This is a genomic window from uncultured Clostridium sp. (genome assembly GCF_934754925.1).
GTDB lineage: Bacteria > Bacillota > Clostridia > Clostridiales > Clostridiaceae > Clostridium.
In genome coordinates this window covers 13,927-33,328 of sequence record NZ_CAKVJA010000029.1, presented here as the reverse complement: position 1 = coordinate 33,328, position 19,402 = coordinate 13,927, and the positions used below count along the sequence as shown (strand labels likewise).

Here is a 19,402-nt window from a genome sequence, read left to right as displayed (position 1 = left end):
TTAAAAAGCTCTATAGAAGAAGATAAAGAAGATGATTATGTTGAAGCTTATAATTATTACTTTAGAATGATTATGGGTCCATTCAAGCCATTTATGATAAAAGCAATGGATAAAATCAAAGACTTAAAGTTAAATTATATTTGTCCTGGACATGGTTTAGTCTTAGATAACTCAAACATTGAAAAGTTTATGAATTTATATAGAGAATGGTGTCAACCTGTAAAGAGAGAAAAGCAAAGTATAGTTATTCCTTATGTAACTGCTTATGGATATACTGAAACTATTGCTGAAGCTATAAAAAAAGGAATTGAAGCAGCTAACTTTGATGTAGATATTTTAATGTATAATTTAGTAACTGCTAATATGGATGAAGTACTAAAGGAAATTAATGAATGTAGTGGATTATTACTTGGTTCTTCTACTTTATTAGCTGATACTTTACCTCAAATTTGGACTATTTTATCTTCATTAAACCCTGTTATTCATAAAGGATTACCTGCAAGTTGCTTTGGTTCTTATGGATGGAGTGGTGAAGCACTTAAAAACATAAATGAAAGATATAAGCAATTAAAATTAAATATCGTTTCTGAGCCACTAGGAATATTATTTAAGCCTAGCGAAGAAAACTTAGAAGAAGCTTATAATTTTGGTTTAGATTTTGCAAAAAAAGTTTTAAAATAAATAAAAATAGGAAGATGTTTACTAATTACATCTTCCTATTTTTATTTAAGCTTTAAATTAATTTTTTATCTTATGTAGCAATTTAGATAAATCCATTATTAATGCTGCTATTATAGAAAGTCCTAAACATATTCCAAATTGTAACCATCCAAAATTCTCAGGAATATTAAATATTTCCCTTATTCCTGGTATTAATACAATAGAATACAAACATAAACATATTAATACTGCTCCAATTGCATATTTATTTTTAAATAATCCCAATTTTAATACTGTAATATAATTAGATCTAGCCGGTAATGTTTGAAATATTCTTGCTAAAGTTACTGTAGAAAAAGCCATTGCAGTACCAAGCTCTGGCGAAGATAAATCTCCTATATATTGAGCTAGTATTACTATAAATCCAATAATACAACCTCTTAAAATAACATTTTTTAATGTTCCTCCTGCAAGTATTCCCTCATTTATATCTCTTGGTTTTTCTTTCATTATATTTGGCTCTGATGCCTCTAACCCTAAAGCTATTGCTGGTAATGAGTCATTTATTAAGTTTATAAATAATAACTGCAATGCAGTAAAAGGATTTGGCCAATTTATAAATACAGCAAATAGTATTGCAATTATAGCTCCTAAATTTCCCGCAAACAGATATGTAATTGACTTTTTAATATTACTATAAACTGTTCTTCCTACTTCTATAGCAGATACTATTGTTGAAAAATTATCATCTGTTAAAATCATTGCTGACGCATCCTTTGCAACATCAGTACCACTTCCCATACCAATCCCTATATCAGCTTGCTTTAATGCTGGTGCATCATTAACACCATCACCAGTCATTGCTGTAATATATCCTTTTTCTTGCCAAGCCTTAACTATACGTATTTTATTTTCCGGTGAAACTCTTGCATATACAGTAATATGCTCTAATTTATTTTTAAGCTCTGTTTCTGATAATGCATCTAACTCTTGGCCTGTTAAAGATATATCACCTTCTGTCATTATTCCAATTTCTCTTGCAATTGCTGAAGCTGTTGTTTTGTGGTCTCCTGTTATCATTACTGTCTTTATACCTGCTCCGATAGCTTCTTTTACCGCATCATAAACTTGTTCTCTTGGCGGATCTATCATGGCCATTAATCCAACTAAAGTCATTTCTACCTCATCTTCCAAACAAGGAACAAAATTATCATCTGGAACATCTTTTATAGCAAACGCCAATACTCTTAATGCCCTATTAGAAAATTCTTCATTAACTTTTTTATACTTCTCTATAATCTTATCATTTATTTCTATTACTTCTCCATCGTTTAATGCATATTTTGATCTTGAAAAAACAACATCCGGTGCTCCTTTAGTAAACATAATTGCATCTCCATTGATGGAGTTTACAGTAGACATTAACTTTCTATCTGAATCAAATGGTATTTCGCTTAACCTATCATATTTATCTCTCAACTCCTTATAGTCTATCCCTCTTTTAGTTGCAAAGTGAAGAAGTGCAATTTCTGTTGGATCTCCTATTTCCTTTCCTGATTCTGTTATTTCTGAATCATTGCATAATGTAGATGATAAATTTATTGCTTCAATTTGATCAGAAACATTTTCTTTCTCCTTAACTTTATCTTTATTAACTCCATACATAAAAAAATCTACAACTGTCATTTTATTCTGTGTTAATGTACCTGTCTTATCTGTACATATAACACTAGTTGAACCTAATGTTTCTACAGCTGGTAATTTCCTTATTATGGCTTGTTTCTTTGCCATATCCTTTGTTCCTACCGCAAGTACAATAGTTACTATTGAAGATAAAGCTTCTGGTATAGCTGCTACTGCAACTGCTATAGCAAACATAAAGGAATCCAATATTAACATACTCATATCTTTTCCTGAAATATAACCTCTAATTACTTGAACTATAAAAATTAGAGCTGCTAAAATCATTATTATTATTCCTAATTTCTTCCCAAAATCATCAAGTTTAGCTTGAAGAGGTGTTTGTTTATTTCCTGCATTCTCTAATAATGTAGCAACCTTCCCTACTTCAGTATTCATACCAATTGCTGTAACCACTAAGGTTCCTCTTCCATAAACAACAGTACCTCCACTAAAGACCATATTTCTTTGATCACCAATTCCAACCTCTTGTCCTATCTTATCACTATGCTTTAGTACTGCTTCTGCTTCACCAGTAAGCATTCCTTCAACAACCTTAAGTGTTTGAGCCTCAATTATTCTTCCATCTGCCGGTATATAATCCCCTGCCTCTAAAAATACTATGTCACCAACTACTATATCTCTAACCGGAATAGTTTTTTTCTTTCCGTCTCTAAGTACTTTTGCATTAGGTGATGATAGCTTTTTTAAACTATCTAATGAACTTTCTGCCTTTATTGTTTGAGTTACACCTAGTACAGAATTTAAAATTACTACAACAAATATAATAATAGATTCAACAAACTCACCTAAAAATATTTGAACGATTGCTGCAATAAGTAATATTATTACTAAAGGATCTTTAAAGCTTTCTAAAAACATTTTCCAAATTGGAACCTTATCAGCTTCTTTTAGTTCATTAGGTCCATTTTTCTGTAATCTATTTTTAGCTTCTTCTTCAGATATACCATTTATTGTACTTTCTACTTCTTTTAATACATCTGAATACTCCTTTTTATAATGCATCTTAACTCCCCTTTCTTCTATTATTTCTAATATAGTATTTACTATAATTAGGAATTATATTAACAATATTAAGATTCACTATCTGTAAATATATTATTTTAAACTTCCAGATCTAATTATTGATATTAACAACCATAAGCCTAAAATTGCAGAAACAAAATATCCTCCCATTCCAATAACTGATATTCCATATACTTTAGGTTCTGGATTTGTATTAATTATTAAGGATGAAGCAACAACCATTCCTGCTATAACTAAAGCAAAGGCTAATCTATTAACCATTTTATTTAATACATCTATATATTTTTCCTTATCCTCTAGTACAATATTTACTTTTCCTCTTCCTTTAATTAATGTATCTGATAAAGTTACAAGTTTTGATGGTATATTTAAAGTATCTCTAGTTAATTTATATCCCTTTAATAAATAATCATTTATATCAAATTGTGATAAAAAATAATCCTTATAATAATCTTTAACATATGGAATAACTAAACTTATAAGATTAAGCTCTGGAGAAAGATCTGTAACTAACCCTTCAACAATTACCATAGTTCTTATTAACATGGTAAAATCACTTGCTAATCTTAAATTATTTCTCTTTGCAATAGATGATACTTCTTGAAATAGAACTGATATTTTTATATTTTTTAAAGATGTAGTATAATAATTTCTAAAAATATATTCTATATCTTTATATAGTATTTCTCTATCAACTTTTCCACTCTTTATTCCAATGCTCATAACAAAATCAGTCAGCTTATCTACGTCTTCATTCGCAACAGCTGCAATAGCACTATTTAGCTCACGTTGTTTTTCTTCTGATAACTCCCCTACTATTCCAAAATCAATGAAACATATCTGTCCATCTCTTATTAATATATTTCCCGGATGAGGATCACCATGAAAAAATCCATCCTTTAATACTTGTTTAAAGTAAGAAACTGTTAACTTTCTTGCTATATCTTCTTTATCATATCCTAGTATTTCAATAGATTCCTTATCATTAATTTTAAATCCATCTATACTCTCTAATGTTAGAACTTTATTTCCTGTATACTCCTTTATTATGTAAGGTGCATATATACATGGTATATCTTTATTTAAAAATTTAAACTTTTCTATATTTTCAGCTTCAAAATTAAAATTTAATTCTTTCTCAGTAGCTGATTTAATCTCCAGCAAAATTTCCTTAGGATTTACTACGGAGTCTTTAAATATTTTGCTAAATTTCTCACTTAAATTTAATAAAATATCAAAATCTATCTCCATTTTCTCCTTAATGTTAGGTCTCTGAATTTTTATTACTACATCCTTTCCACTCTTCAAAACACCTCTATATGCTTGTGCTACTGAAGCTGATGCTATTGGATTTTTATCTATAAATAAAAATTCATCTTCTATTTTTTTAGAAAATTCATTATAAAATACCTGCGCCATTTCTTCAAAACTTTCTGTTGGAACATTATCTTGTAATTTTGATAATTCTACTATGTATTCTTCATGCACTAATTCAGGTCTTGTACTTAATATTTGACCTATCTTAATAAATGTTGGCCCTAATTCCTCAAATGCTTTTCTAAGATTTGCAGGGGAATTTCTTATTTTATCTTCTTTTTTACCTAAAAGATATCCTAATCCATAATTAGTAAACACCTTTAATATTTCCTTGAATCTATTAACAGAATTCCCCTCCATCACTTACCTCCAATATATCATTTATTTTTCCTCTTCTTTATTTACTAACCTTTCCAATTTGTAAACCCTAGCTTTTAACATTTCATACTCATCTCTTAAAACATAATTATTGCTTTCTATATTACCTATATTCTTACTCTCGCTTGAAAAGCCTTCATTTTCTTTTTTCTTTTCTTTAAATGTTCTTTTTAATTCTTCGCCTAATTCCTTTCCTTCATCTATTGTTATTTTTCCTTTTTTTACAAGATCATCTACTACTTCTGTTGCCTTTTCATATGTGCTAGCTACAGCACCAACACCAAATAATAAAACTTTTTTTATTTCATCCATCATTTTACCCTCCAAATTTAATTATAAATAATTTTTTTATTTTAATTATTTACAATAATTTATTTTTTATATCTAATATATACTTATGTAATTAACCTTAAAATATATTCTTAGATATAATAAAAGTTAGCTTTTGCTAACTTTATTATATCTTATTCGATTTTTAAATCTCCTGATACACTAGCGGTATTTTCCAATTTAAAAGAATTTTTATTTTTCTCATTTTTAAAATAAATATTTCCTTCAACCTTAGTATTATCCAATATTAATCCATCACTATCTACATATATATCTCCCTTAATTTTACCTCCCTTAATAGTTGTATCATTACTTTTTACAATTAATTTAGGAATACTTAAAGTGTAATTTTTGATAATATTATTACTATCATCTACATAAAATAAATTTAACTTTCTTCCTATATGAGTAACTTTATTTTCTTCGGTAGTATCTGTCTTTGAAAAGTCTCCCTCCATTGTAAGTACATTATTAGCATCAATATTATTTTTCATTGTTATACTATAATCTTCTTTTAACGCTATAGCTAATTCTTCTTCATTTTCAACCATTAATGTTCCTTCAAATTCATCTTTTTCATTATTTTTTTCCACTATATCTTCATTTGAATTTTCATTTATTTTATTATTAACTTCATTACAACCTATAAAAAGACTTATCACTAATAAATATAGTACTGTATAAAGTTTAAATTTCATTAGATTTATCCTCCTAATTACACTTTAGGTAAAATTAAAAATCTTATTCATTATTTTTATTTTTCCTATATAATCATTATTTATTCTAATTATATAAATTTTAACTTTATTTTTGCTAAAAAAACAGTAATTACAACGTAATTACTGTTTATATAATAATCATATTAAATTCTATAACCTGCAGCCCTTAATCCACGTCTATATCCTGCTTTATATGCAGCTCTTATTGCATCTCTTGCTCCTGCTTCATATCCTTCATTATATCCTTCTTTTTTACCTTTTAAATAATACTTTTTATTTTCTCTATATCTTTTATTATCTTCTAATGTACTACTTTCATTATTAATACTAGAAGCTTTATCTGGACTAGTATCTTCTTCTGAATCAGAATAATTATATTCATAATCTTCTTCAAAATCACAATATTGATAGTTACAATTTAAATTTTCTTCTGAAGTTTCAACCTTATCTGAATCTGAATATTCTTCTTGATCTTCATAATTACAATCTATTATATCATCATCTTTAGATATATTATCATCTTTAGAAGTAATATATTCCTCTGATTTTGAACTTACTTCTAAATCATCATAATCATTGATATTTTGAACCTCATCCTCTAAATTCTCCTCTTCATCAGATTGAGGATACTCACCACTTGGATTTAAATCTGTTTCAAATGAAAAATCATCTTCTTCATCACTCCACATATAGTTTTCTTTTAAAACTTCATTTTCCTCTTCTATTTTTTGAAAACTTTTTGGACTTTCATTTTTTGATAAATCTTCCACATTATCATTTTCAAAAAATCTTCTGTCCATAATTATATCTCCTTTGAATATTTTTATAATTCATTATATGAAACATAAAAATAATTGCTATCATTTTAATTAATGATTTAGTTTATTAGTTTATATCCTATAATTAAGAACTTTAATATATTATCTAATTTATCAAATTTTTCTATAAATTTAGTATTAATTTTTATATTATACTTATCTTACGTAAAGCATAATCCATAGCACCTTGAAGATTGCTACAATTCTTTCCTCCTCCTTGAGCCATAAACTTATTTCCTCCACCTCTACCATCAATTAGGCTTATTGCATCTTTTAATAAATCACTCATTGATATATTTTTAATATTTTTAGATGCTGCAAATATTAAGTTTGCTTTATTTTCAGATTTTATCGCAAATAATACAATCATATTATCATTTAGTGTAATTTTCTCTGCAATTTTAGATATATATTTTATATCTCCACCCTCATATATTTTAGTTACAACATATACATTGCCTATAGATTTTGCTTCTTTTATCATATCTTTAATTTGATATTGGCTAATTTCTAATTTAAGTTGTCTATTTTCATCTAATAAATTTTTTAAATCATTTGAAAGCTTATTTATTGAATTTATTGCATCATCTTCACCACAGTTTAAAAACCTACAAATTCTATTTCTAAATTCATCTTTCTTAAAATAATCATTTATTGCCCTTTTCCCAGCTAAATACTCAATCCTTGTAGCTCCTTTATGTTTTTCCCATCTTTTAATTTTTATAGCTTGAATATCTAATGTTCTGTTAGGATGTACTCCACAACATGCATTAATATCTAAATCACCTATTTTTACTATTCTTATTTGTTCATCTGTATTAGGTAAATCTCTTCTTATCTTAATTTTTTTCAATTCTTTTTTAGATGGAGTTAAAAATTCAACCTTTATATTTTCTTGTATTACTTCATTTGCCATTTTTTCAGCTTTTCTAATAGTTTCTTCATCTAAATAACCTTGAATATCTACAGTGCTACTTTCTTTGCCTACATGAACACTTACAGTATTAGCATTAAATAATGTAAAAAAACATCCAGATAAAATATGTTGCCCTAAATGTTGTTGCATTCCATCTAGTCTTCTATCCCAATCAATTTTACAATTTACTCTATGTATTTTTATTGGTTTTGTTTCTGTTACATGATATATTTCACCATTTTCTTCAATAACATTAATTACTTTATGGTTATCTATATATCCTAAATCACAATGTTGCCCTCCCCCACCTGGGAAAAAAGCTGTCTTATCTAATTTTACATAATATAAATTATCCTTATCTAATATATCCGTTATTTCAGCTACAAACTCTTTTAAATATTGATCTTCATAATATAATTTTTCCATTATTTTACCTCCAAAGTAAAAACTAATTGCCATTTTTTTAATTTTATATTAGTTTTTTTTCTGTTTCAATATATTCATATTTATATTCTATTTTCTTCCAAATATTTATGTTATAATATATTTATATTTATAATATATCCATTTAAATTCTTATAATATCTCATAAATTACATTAATATGCAAGAAATTTGACATATAAAAATATCTATAGTATATATATTTAAACATTATACTTTTTAATTTTATTATGGGGGTGAATGTTTCTGTTTAAAAGAAGTATATCTTGTGCTTTAGTAATGACAATATTATTATCTTCTATAATTACTAATAAGACATATGCTACTACACCACAAGATACAATTAACGAAAATTTATCAAAATATAAACAACTTGATAGTGAAATTTTAGATTTAGACTCTAAGATAGAAGAGCTAAACGCTGAAATAGCTAGTATTAATTCTAAGCTTACTGAAAACAAAGAAGCTATTACTTCTATTGAAACTCAAATTCAATCTACAGAATCTAAGCTAGAACAAACAAAAGAGGAAATTGAAGAAGCTCAATTAACTCTAGATAACAGAGTAAGAAATATGTATAAAACTAATATATCTTCAAATATGATAGTTAGCATTATAACATCAACTAGTATCTCTGATTTATTTTCTAGAATTCAAGCTATATCTAAAATAGTTTCTACTGATAAAAAAATTCTTATTGATATAAACGAAAAAAAGGATTCATTAAATAAAGATATAGAAACTTTAAATACTAAAAATAATGAATTAAAAACTTTGCAAACAACTATAGAAAGTGACCTAAAAGTAGTGAAAGAAAAGAAACAAGAGCAGGAAGAATATTCTGATAAACTAAATGCAGAAAAAGAAGCTGTTTTTGCTGTTATAGAGGAAAATGAAAAAACCTTAATTGCTAAGCCTCTATCTATTGCTAATTCATCAACTGCTTCAACATCTGAATTACAAAATGCTATCGATACATTAAACTCTTATATCCCATTATTAAATAGTTCAAGGATTATTAATATGGCTAAGGATGGTATTAGTAATGCTAAAGCAAGAATATCGGAACTTAATACACCTACTGTTCCAACAACTAGTACTGAAGTTGGTACTGCAATAAAGACATTAACAATGGAATCTACTGCTTATTATGGACATAGTATTACTGCTTCTGGATTAAAACCAGTTAGAAACCCTAATGGTGTTAGTACTATTGCTGTTGACCCTAACGTAATTCCACTTGGTACAAAAGTTTACGTATCTGGTTATGGAGTTGCAATAGCAGCTGATACTGGTGGTGCTATTAAAGGGAATATTATTGATGTATTCCTTAATACTCATGAGGAATGTATGTCATGGGGAAGAAGACAAGTTACTGTACAAATATTAGAATATCCATGATAATTAAATTATAAACAAGCTAAAAATAGGACAAGATACTGTTGTATCTTGTCCTATTTTTTTATTTAATATCCATAATCCTCATTTATTAATAATATAAAAATTCTATTTGGTACTGGTTTTCTTATTACTGTATATTCGCGACAAATTCTTTGTGGACTACTACAATTCATACATTTTCCAGTAACTGTACATGGGGTTTTCTTATTTAATCTTTTTGCATTTGCTGGTGCCACAAAATTTTCTACTCTAGAAATTGCTTCATCAATATCCTTTACTATTTTATTCACTCCTGCAATAACTATTACCTTATCTGGTCCATAAAGCATTGCTGCAACTCTATTTCCATTGCCGTCTACATTATACAATTCACCCTCTTCAGTTATTGCATTAGTACTTGTAAAGTAAGCATCACAAAAGAAACTTTCTCTAAATATTTTCTTTATCTCTTCTTGAGTTAATCCCTCCTTATACCTATCTAATAATTCATATCTTCCACTTCTTAAATGTTGCATAACTTTTGTTTCAAATAATGTCACGGAGCCTCCAAAACTAACTTTACTATTAGGCTCAACTAGCTCTTCTATTTTACTTATAAGCTCTTCATGTGTATTAATAAAAAAACCTTCCATATTGTTTTTTCTTAAAGCTTCTAAAGTTCTATTTATTTTAACCTCATTTACCCACTTTGCATTATTATCCATTTTAATACTTGCCTCCATCCTTATCTAATATATTAATTTTAAACTAATATATCTTATAATCCAATAATATAATTCACTTTTTTCTTATTTATGTTATTATATTTAATATATTTCACTTTTATAGGGGGTTAAAGTTATGAATTGGATTGAATCCATTAAAAATTATATTCCATATAATTCTCAAGAAGCTAAAGATAAAGATTTAATCATTGAATGTATAAATAAATTTAATAATATTTTAACTAGAGAAAATTTAATAGCGCATATAACTAGTTCAGGTTATATTGTTAATAAAGAGCGAAGTAAAGTATTGATGATTTATCATAATATATATCAAAGTTGGTCTTGGACTGGTGGACATGCCGATGGAGATTGTGATTTACTTCATGTAGCAATTAAAGAAGCTAAGGAAGAAACTGGTCTTAAGGAAGTTAATCCTGTTATAAATGAAATTTTAGGATTAGATGTTTTAACTGTTAATGGTCATATAAAAAATAATAAATATGTTCCTTCTCACTTACATTTATCCGTTGCTTATCTTTTAGAGGCCAATGAAGAAGATAAACTAATTATAAATGAAGAAGAAACTAGTGGCGTTAAGTGGATCCCAATTAATGAACTTAATATCCACTGCAATGAACCTTACATGGTAAAAACTGTTTATGATAAATTTAATAAAAAAATTAAAGAGCTTAGTTTATAAAACTCGCTCTTTAATTTAAATAAATATCTTTTTTATTAATCTTGTGCTAACTTTTTATAATTTTCTAATCTTTCCTTAGCATCTTTTTCTGTCTTATCAAATAATTTTTCTGCCAATTCTGGGAATACTTTAGCTAAGGATGCATATCTTACTTCTCCCATTAAGAAATCCTTAAAGTTTGCCTTTGGCTCTCTAGAATCTAATGTGAATGGATTCCTTTCACCCTTAAGAGCTGGGTTATATCTATAAAGGTTCCAATATCCACAATCTACTGCTTTCTTTTGTTCCTCAGGCGTATTACTCATACCATTCTTAATTCCATGATTAATACATGGTGCATAAGCAATTATTAATGATGGCCCATTATAACTTTCCGCTTCTGTAATGGCTTTTATAGTTTGATTCTTATCTGCTCCTAAAGATACTTGAGCCACATATACATATCCATAACTGATTGCCATCATGCCTAGATCTTTTTTCTTAGTTCTCTTACCTGATGCTGCAAATTTAGCGATTGCTGCAGTTGGAGTTGATTTAGATGCTTGCCCTCCAGTATTAGAGTAAATTTCTGTATCAAATACAAGAACATTTACATCTTCATTACTTGCAAGAACATGATCTAATCCACCATATCCAATATCATATGCCCAACCATCTCCTCCAAATATCCATTGTGATCTCTTAATAAAGAATTCTTTATCCTTTAATATTTCTTTTGCAATTTCATCACTACAACCTTGTAAAGCAGATTCAAGTTTTTCCGCTCTTTCTCTTGAGCCTTCACCTATATCCTTATTACTTAACCAATCTTCCATCGCTTCTTTTGCACTAGCACATAAGTTTTCATCTAATGCTTTCTTAATATTTGAAGCTATTCTTTCTCTTATTGTTTTAACACCCATAAACATTCCAAATCCATACTCTGCATTATCTTCAAATAATGAGTTAGCCCATGCTGGTCCATGGCCATTTTGATTTTTAGAATATGCTGTTGCTGCTCCAGATGCTGCCCAAATTGAAGAACATCCTGTTGCATTAGCAATTACCATTCTATCCCCAAATAATTGAGTAACTAATTTAGCATATGGAGTTTCTCCACATCCTGCACATGCTCCTGAGAATTCTAAAAGTGGCTCTTCAAATTGACTTCCCTTAACAGTATTTTTATTCATTGGATTCTTTTTATTTTTTATTTGTTCAACAGCAAAATTCCAGGCTTCAATTTGTTCATGTTGCGAATCCATTGATTTCATTATTAATGCTTTTCCTGGTGCTGGACATACTTCTGCACAGTTTGAACATCCAGTACAATCTAATGGTGTCACACCAATTGTATAATAATATGGTTGCTCAGATTTTACTCCATTTGCTTTTAACGTTTTAAAAGATGGAGGTGCACTTTTTAACTCCTCTTCAGTTGATAAGAAAGGTCTTATACAAGCATGTGGACATACATAAGAACATTGATTACATTGAATACAATTCTCAGGAATCCATTCTGGTACATTTACAGCTATACCTCTCTTTTCATACTCTGTAGTACCATTTCTAAACGTTCCGTCCTCTAGATTATTATTAATAAATGTTGATACTGGTAACTCATTACCTTGTAACCTATTAATAGGCATACATATTTCTTCTATGAACTTTGGAACTTCCATTTTTTCATCTAATTTATCATCTTCTGAATTTTTCCATTCACTAGGTATATTTATTTTTACTAAAGATTCTAAACCTTTATCTATTGCTGCAAAATTCATATTTACAACTTTTTCACCTTTTTTTCCATAAGATGTTACAACAGCTTCCTTTAAATACTTAATTGCTTCATCTACAGGTATTATATTAGCAAGTTTAAAGAAAGCTGCTTGCATTATCATATTTATTCTTCCGCCAAGCCCTATTTCTTGTGCTATTTTTACTGCATTTATTATATAGAAGTTTATATTTTTTTCAGCTGCATATCTCTTAATTTTTGCAGGTAATCTTTCACTTAATTCATCTTCAGTCCAAATTGTATTTAAGACAAAAGTACCATTATCTTTTAATCCATCTAATATATTATATAAATATACATATGATTGATTATGACAAGCAACAAAATCAGCTTTATCAATTTCATAGTGAGATCTTATTGGATTTTTACCAAATCTTAAATGTGATACTGTTATACCTCCAGATTTTTTAGAATCATATGAAAAGTATCCTTGTGCATACATATTGGTATGGTCACCAATTATCTTTATTGCGTTTTTATTTGCCCCTACTGTTCCATCTGATCCAAGCCCCCAGAACTTACATGCTGTGGTTCCTTCTGCTGCAACATCAACCTCCTTATTAGGCTTTAATGAAGAATTAGTTACATCGTCAACTATACCAATAGTAAATCTATTCTTTGGTTTATCTTTTAGTAAGTTTTCATAAACTCCTGCTATATCAGATGGGAATGGATCTTTAGAACCTAATCCAAATCTACCTCCAACAACTCTTGGTGGGTTATCCATTTCACTTATTGCTCTTAATACATCTAAATATAATGGTTCTCCTGCTGATCCTGGTTCCTTTGTTCTATCTAATACAGCAATATTTTTTACTGAGGTTGGAATAACTTTTAACAATCTATCTACAGAGAATGGCCTATATAATCTTACTTTTACTAACCCAACCTTCTCTCCCTTATTCCTTAAATAATCAACAGTCTCTTCAATAACCTCAATAACTGAACCCATAGCAACTATAATTCTATCAGCATCAGGATCTCCATAATAATCAAAACAATGATATTCCCTACCTGTAAGTTCAGTTATCTTACCCATATATTCTTCAACAATTGTAGGAATATCATCATAATATTTATTTAAAGATTCGCATAATTGAAAATAAACATCTGGATTTTGAGCTGTTCCCCTAGTAACTGGATGATTTGGATTTAATGCATTTTTTCTAAAACTATCAAGTGCATTATAATCTATAAGCTTACTTAATTCATCATATTCTAATAATTCTATTTTTTGAATTTCATGGGATACTCTAAATCCATCAAAGAAATTAACAAAAGGCATTCTTGCTTTAATAGCTGTTAAATGTGCTACAGGTGACAGATCCATTACCTCTTGCACGGATCCCTCTGATAACATTGCACATCCTGTAGCTCTTGCTGACATTACATCTTGATGGTCACCAAATATACTTAATGAAGATGTTGCTAATGCTCTTGCTGCAACATGAATAACTGCTGGCAATCTTTCTCCAACCATTTTATACATATTAGGTATCATTAATAATAAGCCTTGTGAGGCTGTATATGTAGTTCCTAGAGCTCCACTTTGTAATATTCCATGAAGTGCTCCTGCCGCTCCTGCTTCAGATTGCATTTCCACAACTTTTACTGTTTGATTAAAAATATTTTTCTTTCCTTTTGCAACCCATTCATCTATATGTTCTGCCATAGGAGATGAAGGTGTTATTGGATAGATTGAACTTACTTCTGTAAAAGCATATGAAACATAAGCTGCAGCAGTGTTTCCATCCATTGTCTTCATTTTTCTCATAGTCTTTCCTCTCTTTCATTAATTCTGCAAATAATATTTTATGTTTTAATTTCCATCACATAAATTTTCACTCCTTAATAGTATTTAAAAAATAAAAAATATTATGTATTTTTAACAAAAGAGTCTTTTCCTTTTTTTGTATTTATATATTGACTGCATAAATTTTAAGGATTATACTAATAATATAAGAATAAAGTATTTGCTATTAATATCGCGGGGTGGAGCAGTTGGTAGCTCGTTGGGCTCATAACCCAAAGGTCATAGGTTCAAGTCCTGTCCCCGCAACCAAAAAAAGAATGTCTTATTGACATTCTTTTTTATTTAACTCTATCTATTTGTTACCTTAACTTGTAATGATTCAATTACATCTAAAGTTTTTTCATGTAAATCTTCATTAAAACTTGCACATAGTGATGCATCCACTGAAATATCTGCGTTTATATATTGTGATTGGAATGTTACTACATTGCTTACTACACATATATTAGTTACAACACCTACTATTTCAATATATTCTATATCTTCTCCTATTTTTTCTACTAATTTAATCATATCTATTGGAGAAATTCCAAAAGAATATTTATTTATATGAATAGTATTTATATTATCTTTAAACTCCTTTAATCTCCCATATAAATCATGTCCTTCAGTATTAATTACACAATGTGGTATAGGTAGGTTCTTACCTTCTCTTGTATTTAAATACTCATTAGTATGGGTATCATATGTAAAAACTACATGCTCTCCCTCACTTAAATATTTTTTAACCTTATGGTATATACCCTCTTCTAATTCTTCTGCCCTTTTAAATCCTAAAGATCCATTAACAAAATCTTTTTGATAATCAATTACTACTAATAATTTTTTCATAAACCTTCCTCCATTTTAGTTTATAAATATATACTAACAATTTTACTCTATAATTTTACTTCTGTATATACAGCATTTTCACTTTATATAATTTACTAAAAGTTTTATATCCAAATTTGTTAAAATTTTATGTTAATTTATTATTTTTTCTTTAATAAATCATTGATATTATATATAATGGAAAAGTAATTAAATTAAATATAGTTATATAATGGAGGTAATTTGATGGAATTTTTAGAAATTATTAAAGCCATAATCCTTGGTATCGTCGAAGGTATTACAGAATGGCTTCCTATTAGTAGTACTGGTCATATGATTCTAGTAGATGAATTCTTAAAACTAAATGTTTCTAAAGAATTTATGGATATGTTTTTAGTTGTTATACAACTTGGGGCTATCTTTGCAGTTATTTTATTATATTGGAAAAAAATATTTCCTTTTAAATATGATAATGGAATTAAAATAGAAAAAGATACATTAATAATGTGGGTTAAAATACTAATTGCATGTGTTCCTGCTGCTATTGTTGGACTTTTATTTGATGATCAGCTTAATGCATTATTCTATAATCCTACAACAGTTTCTATAATGCTAATCTTATTTGGTATTTTATTTATAGTTATAGAAAACTACAACAAAGGTAAAAAACCTAAGATTAATAGTTTAGCTGAAATAACTTATACGGTAGCAATTATGATAGGTCTTTTCCAACTTATTGCAGCTGTTTTCCCTGGAACTTCTCGTTCTGGTGCAACTATAGTTGGAGCATTATTAATTGGTGTATCTCGAACTGTAGCAGCTGAATTCACTTTCTTCCTTGCAATTCCTGTTATGTTTGGAGCTAGCGCCTTAAAACTTGTTAAATTTGGGCTACAAACTGGATTTGTAATAACAGGAAGCGAGTTAGCAATACTATTAGTAGGTATGATTGTAGCCTTTATAGTATCAATACTTGCTATTAAATTCTTAATGTCTTATATCAAAAATAATGATTTTAAAGTTTTTGGTTGGTATAGAATTATATTAGGTATAATTGTTCTTTTATACTTTTATATTATTAGATAATTATACATAAAAGGGAACTGCTAAATTGCAGTTCCTCTTTTATAGCCTTATTTTAATATAATTCATATATATCAGAAAACTCTATATGTATTTTTTGTACTAATGGCTTATTTTCTACATCAATTATTTTATTATCATTTTCTTCTTTATTCTCAATTCTAACGTTAGGTAGCTTAACAACAAATTCACTACCCTTTTCTATTCCTTTTTCTAGATATACTTGTCCATTATGTAATTCAACTAAAGATTTAACTAAGGCTAATCCTATCCCACTTCCTTCTTTTTTTCTATTAAGGGATTTATCTTCTTGTACAAATCTTTTAAATATTTCTTCTTGCACTTCCTCTGATACGCCTACCCCATCATCTTTAATTCTTATAGTAACATAATCATCATCTGCATCCATTAAAACAAAGATATTACCATTGTTATTAGTAAATTTAACTGCATTTGATAGCAAATTTAAAATAACTCTTTCTATACTTTCTGGATCACATTTTATTTCTAACTCTTCAATATATGTATCAAATAATACGTTAATATTTTTAGATTCAACATATGGAATAATTGATAGTGTTATATCTTCAACTAAACTAACAATTTCATAATTAACAAAGCTTAAATTCATATATCCGGAATCTAATTTAGTCATATCCACTAAATTATTTACAAGCCTTAATAATCTATAGCAATTTTGCTTTATAGTATTATCATATTTGTTATATGAATTCCATAATTCCCTTTCTCCTTCTTTTTTGTTTATATCTAATAATTGAACACATGAATAAATTATATTTATTGGAGTTTTTATTTCATGTGATAAATTTGCAAAAAACTGTCCCTTTGCCTTTTCAACTACTTTTATCTCTTTATATTTTATTTTTAACTTTTGAAAATCATTTACTTGTCTATTTAATCTAATACTTTCTTCAATTCTTCTAACCACTTCAATATATAATCCAATAAGTAATATAAGATATGCTATAAAAGTTAATGCTTTATTATATTCAATAATCTTATTACTATAATTTTTAAATATAGAAAAATAAAAAACTCTTCTAACTGTGAATATACTAATACTTGTTATAAAAATTGTATATATAAATTCTCTTTTTCTCATACATCTTATAGCTAATAGAATCAATAATACCAAATAGTAAACTAATATACTAATTTGAAATACATTCCAAATTAATATATTTTTTTTAGTAAAAAATATATTTACTCCAAATCTTACTTCTATATATGTCATAATAATATTAATTATTATGACTAAAATTACGGAAATTCTCTTTTTCTCAATAATCTTTTTTGCATATTTACTATTATTGAAAATTGCAATAGTTAACAAAAATATTCTAAAAATGAAAGGAAAACTTATTAAATGTTCTGATATTCCTACACTTGCAACAATATAATTTACATAAACATATTCAATAAAAATACTTATATAAGATAACGTCAAAATAAAAAATTCATTATTTCTATACATATAGTAATATAATAAACAACAAGGAATCGCTATTATTCCCATAATTATATTAATGGAATTTAAATCTTCAAGTATTGGTAAAGAATTTATTTTATTAACGTCAATTAATCTTATTGCTCCAAATGCACACAATAAAAACACTACAGTAGATATAAACATATAAGTAATATATCTTTTACTTTTTTCTTCATATTTTTCATTATTATTCATATTTTTCCTACTGCCCCCATTTTCTTTTTAATTTTTATTCCTCACAATATTAACATATATATATCATTTTATCTATATTTTTAAAAACTTAATTTTAATTTTCCAAATAAAATTACTCTTTTCTTAATATAAGAAAATTTTATCCATACTGCATATAATATTGTAAACAATAACTTAAGTGATTTTATGAATAATCTTATTGAATTAAATGATTGTGTTTTGCTTGGATCTGGAGCTGAAGGTACTGTCTATCTAACTCCTGAAAAATTTGCCTTAAAATGCTTTAATACAATAAAAGCAGCAAAAAAGGAAGTTGCTATTCTTGATAATGTTAAAAATAGCCGTTTTTTCCCTAATGTAATTATTAGAATTAGTAATATCGTAATTAGAGAATATGTAGAAGGAGATAATTTATTCCAATACCTTAAAACTCATGGATTATCATATAACCTTACTATAGAATTAATTGAACTAATTGAAGATTTAAAAAGATTAAAATTCAAAAGAATTAATATTAGAAATGCTCATATATTTATAGATAAAAATGAAAAATTAATGATTATAAATCCTAGAAAACCATATACAAAAGTTACTCCTTATCCAAAGGATATAATTAAAATACTTGTAAAACTAAATTTATTTGATACTTTTTTAAAGAATTTATTATTATATAAACCTGAATTACTAGATTAGTGGATTGACGCTCATAATTTCGTCATCCATAACTACAGACACCTCTTAAGATACTCCTAAGCGCATCATCGCGTTAACGCCGTGATGCTAAAAATTAAATCTTATATCTACAATTTTTAAATGAACCCCTATAAAGTTCTGCTATATTTTATCTAAAAAAATAATTAACTAAAAATACCTTACATTTAATAAAATATTCTTAATTAAAAAGATAACTATTCTATCAAAATAATTTGTAGCACAAAGCATTAACTATAAAAGGGGCATGTTATAAGCAAATACATGGAAAAAGAAAAAATGAAATATTAATTTGGAGGGAATATTGAAATTAAGCCGTAGAATTTAATCTTTGTGGAATTTAACTTGCGTAAAGAAGTTGTATTGAAGCGTCAGCGGCTTTTACAA

General features: G+C 27.3%; 15 protein-coding genes and 1 tRNA gene. 6 read left to right on the top strand and 10 right to left on the bottom strand.

All coding sequences use genetic code 11. The annotated features are described in order from the left end of the window. A partial coding sequence (locus Q0G30_RS09965) for a flavodoxin domain-containing protein (protein WP_294389351.1) occupies nt 1-681 on the top strand: 681 nt, incomplete at its 5' end. 57 nt (nt 682-738) lie between these two features. Here the strand turns inward: Q0G30_RS09965 and Q0G30_RS09960 are convergent. The 6 genes from Q0G30_RS09960 to Q0G30_RS09935 form a co-directional block, all read right to left on the bottom strand. Further along, entirely contained in the window at nt 739-3,366 is a 2,628-nt protein-coding gene (locus Q0G30_RS09960) for a calcium-translocating P-type ATPase, PMCA-type (protein WP_294389349.1), read from the bottom strand. Nucleotides 3,367-3,459: 93 nt separating this feature from the next. Continuing rightward, nucleotides 3,460-5,064: an AarF/ABC1/UbiB kinase family protein gene (locus tag Q0G30_RS09955; protein WP_294389347.1), complete on the bottom strand. Its 1,605-nt coding sequence runs from the start codon at nt 5,062-5,064 to the stop codon at nt 3,460-3,462. Nucleotides 5,065-5,085: 21 nt separating this feature from the next. Beyond that, the gene (locus tag Q0G30_RS09950; protein WP_294389345.1) at nt 5,086-5,397 is read right to left on the bottom strand and encodes a hypothetical protein; all 312 of its coding nucleotides are present in this window, start codon (nt 5,395-5,397) and stop codon (nt 5,086-5,088) included. A gap of 149 nt (nt 5,398-5,546) precedes the next feature. After that, complete coding sequence (locus Q0G30_RS09945; RefSeq protein ID WP_294389343.1) at nt 5,547-6,110, bottom strand: hypothetical protein; 564 nt, start codon at nt 6,108-6,110, stop codon at nt 5,547-5,549. A 164-nt stretch (nt 6,111-6,274) separates the two neighbouring features. Further along, the gene (locus Q0G30_RS09940; RefSeq protein ID WP_294389341.1) at nt 6,275-6,931 is read right to left on the bottom strand and encodes a hypothetical protein; all 657 of its coding nucleotides are present in this window, start codon (nt 6,929-6,931) and stop codon (nt 6,275-6,277) included. A 163-nt stretch (nt 6,932-7,094) separates the two neighbouring features. Then, nucleotides 7,095-8,291: a DHHA1 domain-containing protein gene (locus Q0G30_RS09935; protein WP_294389339.1), complete on the bottom strand. Its 1,197-nt coding sequence runs from the start codon at nt 8,289-8,291 to the stop codon at nt 7,095-7,097. A 257-nt stretch (nt 8,292-8,548) separates the two neighbouring features. On the opposite strand from Q0G30_RS09935, the gene Q0G30_RS09930 reads away from it, so the two are divergent. Next, on the top strand, nt 8,549-9,709 hold the full coding sequence (locus Q0G30_RS09930) for a 3D domain-containing protein (RefSeq protein WP_294389337.1): 1,161 nt from the start codon (nt 8,549-8,551) through the stop codon (nt 9,707-9,709). Nucleotides 9,710-9,774: 65 nt separating this feature from the next. On the opposite strand, the gene Q0G30_RS09925 is transcribed toward Q0G30_RS09930, so the two are convergent. Further along, complete coding sequence (locus Q0G30_RS09925) at nt 9,775-10,413, bottom strand: lactate utilization protein (RefSeq protein WP_294368633.1); 639 nt, start codon at nt 10,411-10,413, stop codon at nt 9,775-9,777. Nucleotides 10,414-10,549: 136 nt separating this feature from the next. Between Q0G30_RS09925 and Q0G30_RS09920 the strand changes: the two genes are divergently transcribed. Next, nucleotides 10,550-11,116 carry an NUDIX hydrolase gene (locus tag Q0G30_RS09920; protein WP_294389335.1) on the top strand — a complete coding sequence of 189 codons (567 nt, stop codon included), beginning with the start codon at nt 10,550-10,552 and terminating at the stop codon, nt 11,114-11,116. Nucleotides 11,117-11,151: 35 nt separating this feature from the next. Here the strand turns inward: Q0G30_RS09920 and nifJ are convergent, their stop codons facing one another. Then, the gene (gene nifJ / locus Q0G30_RS09915) at nt 11,152-14,667 is read right to left on the bottom strand and encodes a pyruvate:ferredoxin (flavodoxin) oxidoreductase (RefSeq protein ID WP_294389332.1); all 3,516 of its coding nucleotides are present in this window, start codon (nt 14,665-14,667) and stop codon (nt 11,152-11,154) included. A gap of 212 nt (nt 14,668-14,879) precedes the next feature. Here nifJ and Q0G30_RS09910 point away from each other — a divergent pair. Continuing rightward, nucleotides 14,880-14,955: transfer RNA gene (locus Q0G30_RS09910), tRNA-Met, on the top strand. 39 nt (nt 14,956-14,994) lie between these two features. Here Q0G30_RS09910 and Q0G30_RS09905 read toward each other — a convergent pair. Further along, nucleotides 14,995-15,537: an isochorismatase family cysteine hydrolase gene (locus tag Q0G30_RS09905; protein ID WP_294389331.1), complete on the bottom strand. Its 543-nt coding sequence runs from the start codon at nt 15,535-15,537 to the stop codon at nt 14,995-14,997. Nucleotides 15,538-15,762: 225 nt separating this feature from the next. On the opposite strand from Q0G30_RS09905, the gene Q0G30_RS09900 reads away from it, so the two are divergent. After that, the gene (locus Q0G30_RS09900) at nt 15,763-16,602 is read left to right on the top strand and encodes an undecaprenyl-diphosphate phosphatase (protein WP_294389328.1); all 840 of its coding nucleotides are present in this window, start codon (nt 15,763-15,765) and stop codon (nt 16,600-16,602) included. A gap of 52 nt (nt 16,603-16,654) precedes the next feature. Here Q0G30_RS09900 and Q0G30_RS09895 read toward each other — a convergent pair whose 3' ends face one another. Further along, nucleotides 16,655-18,304 (bottom strand): HAMP domain-containing sensor histidine kinase, encoded by a 1,650-nt coding sequence (locus Q0G30_RS09895; RefSeq protein WP_294389326.1) that lies wholly within the window; start codon nt 18,302-18,304, stop codon nt 16,655-16,657. Nucleotides 18,305-18,490: 186 nt separating this feature from the next. On the opposite strand from Q0G30_RS09895, the gene Q0G30_RS09890 reads away from it, so the two are divergent. Beyond that, nucleotides 18,491-18,997 (top strand): serine/threonine protein kinase, encoded by a 507-nt coding sequence (locus tag Q0G30_RS09890; RefSeq protein WP_294389325.1) that lies wholly within the window; start codon nt 18,491-18,493, stop codon nt 18,995-18,997. Nucleotides 18,998-19,402: the final 405 nt, after the last annotated feature.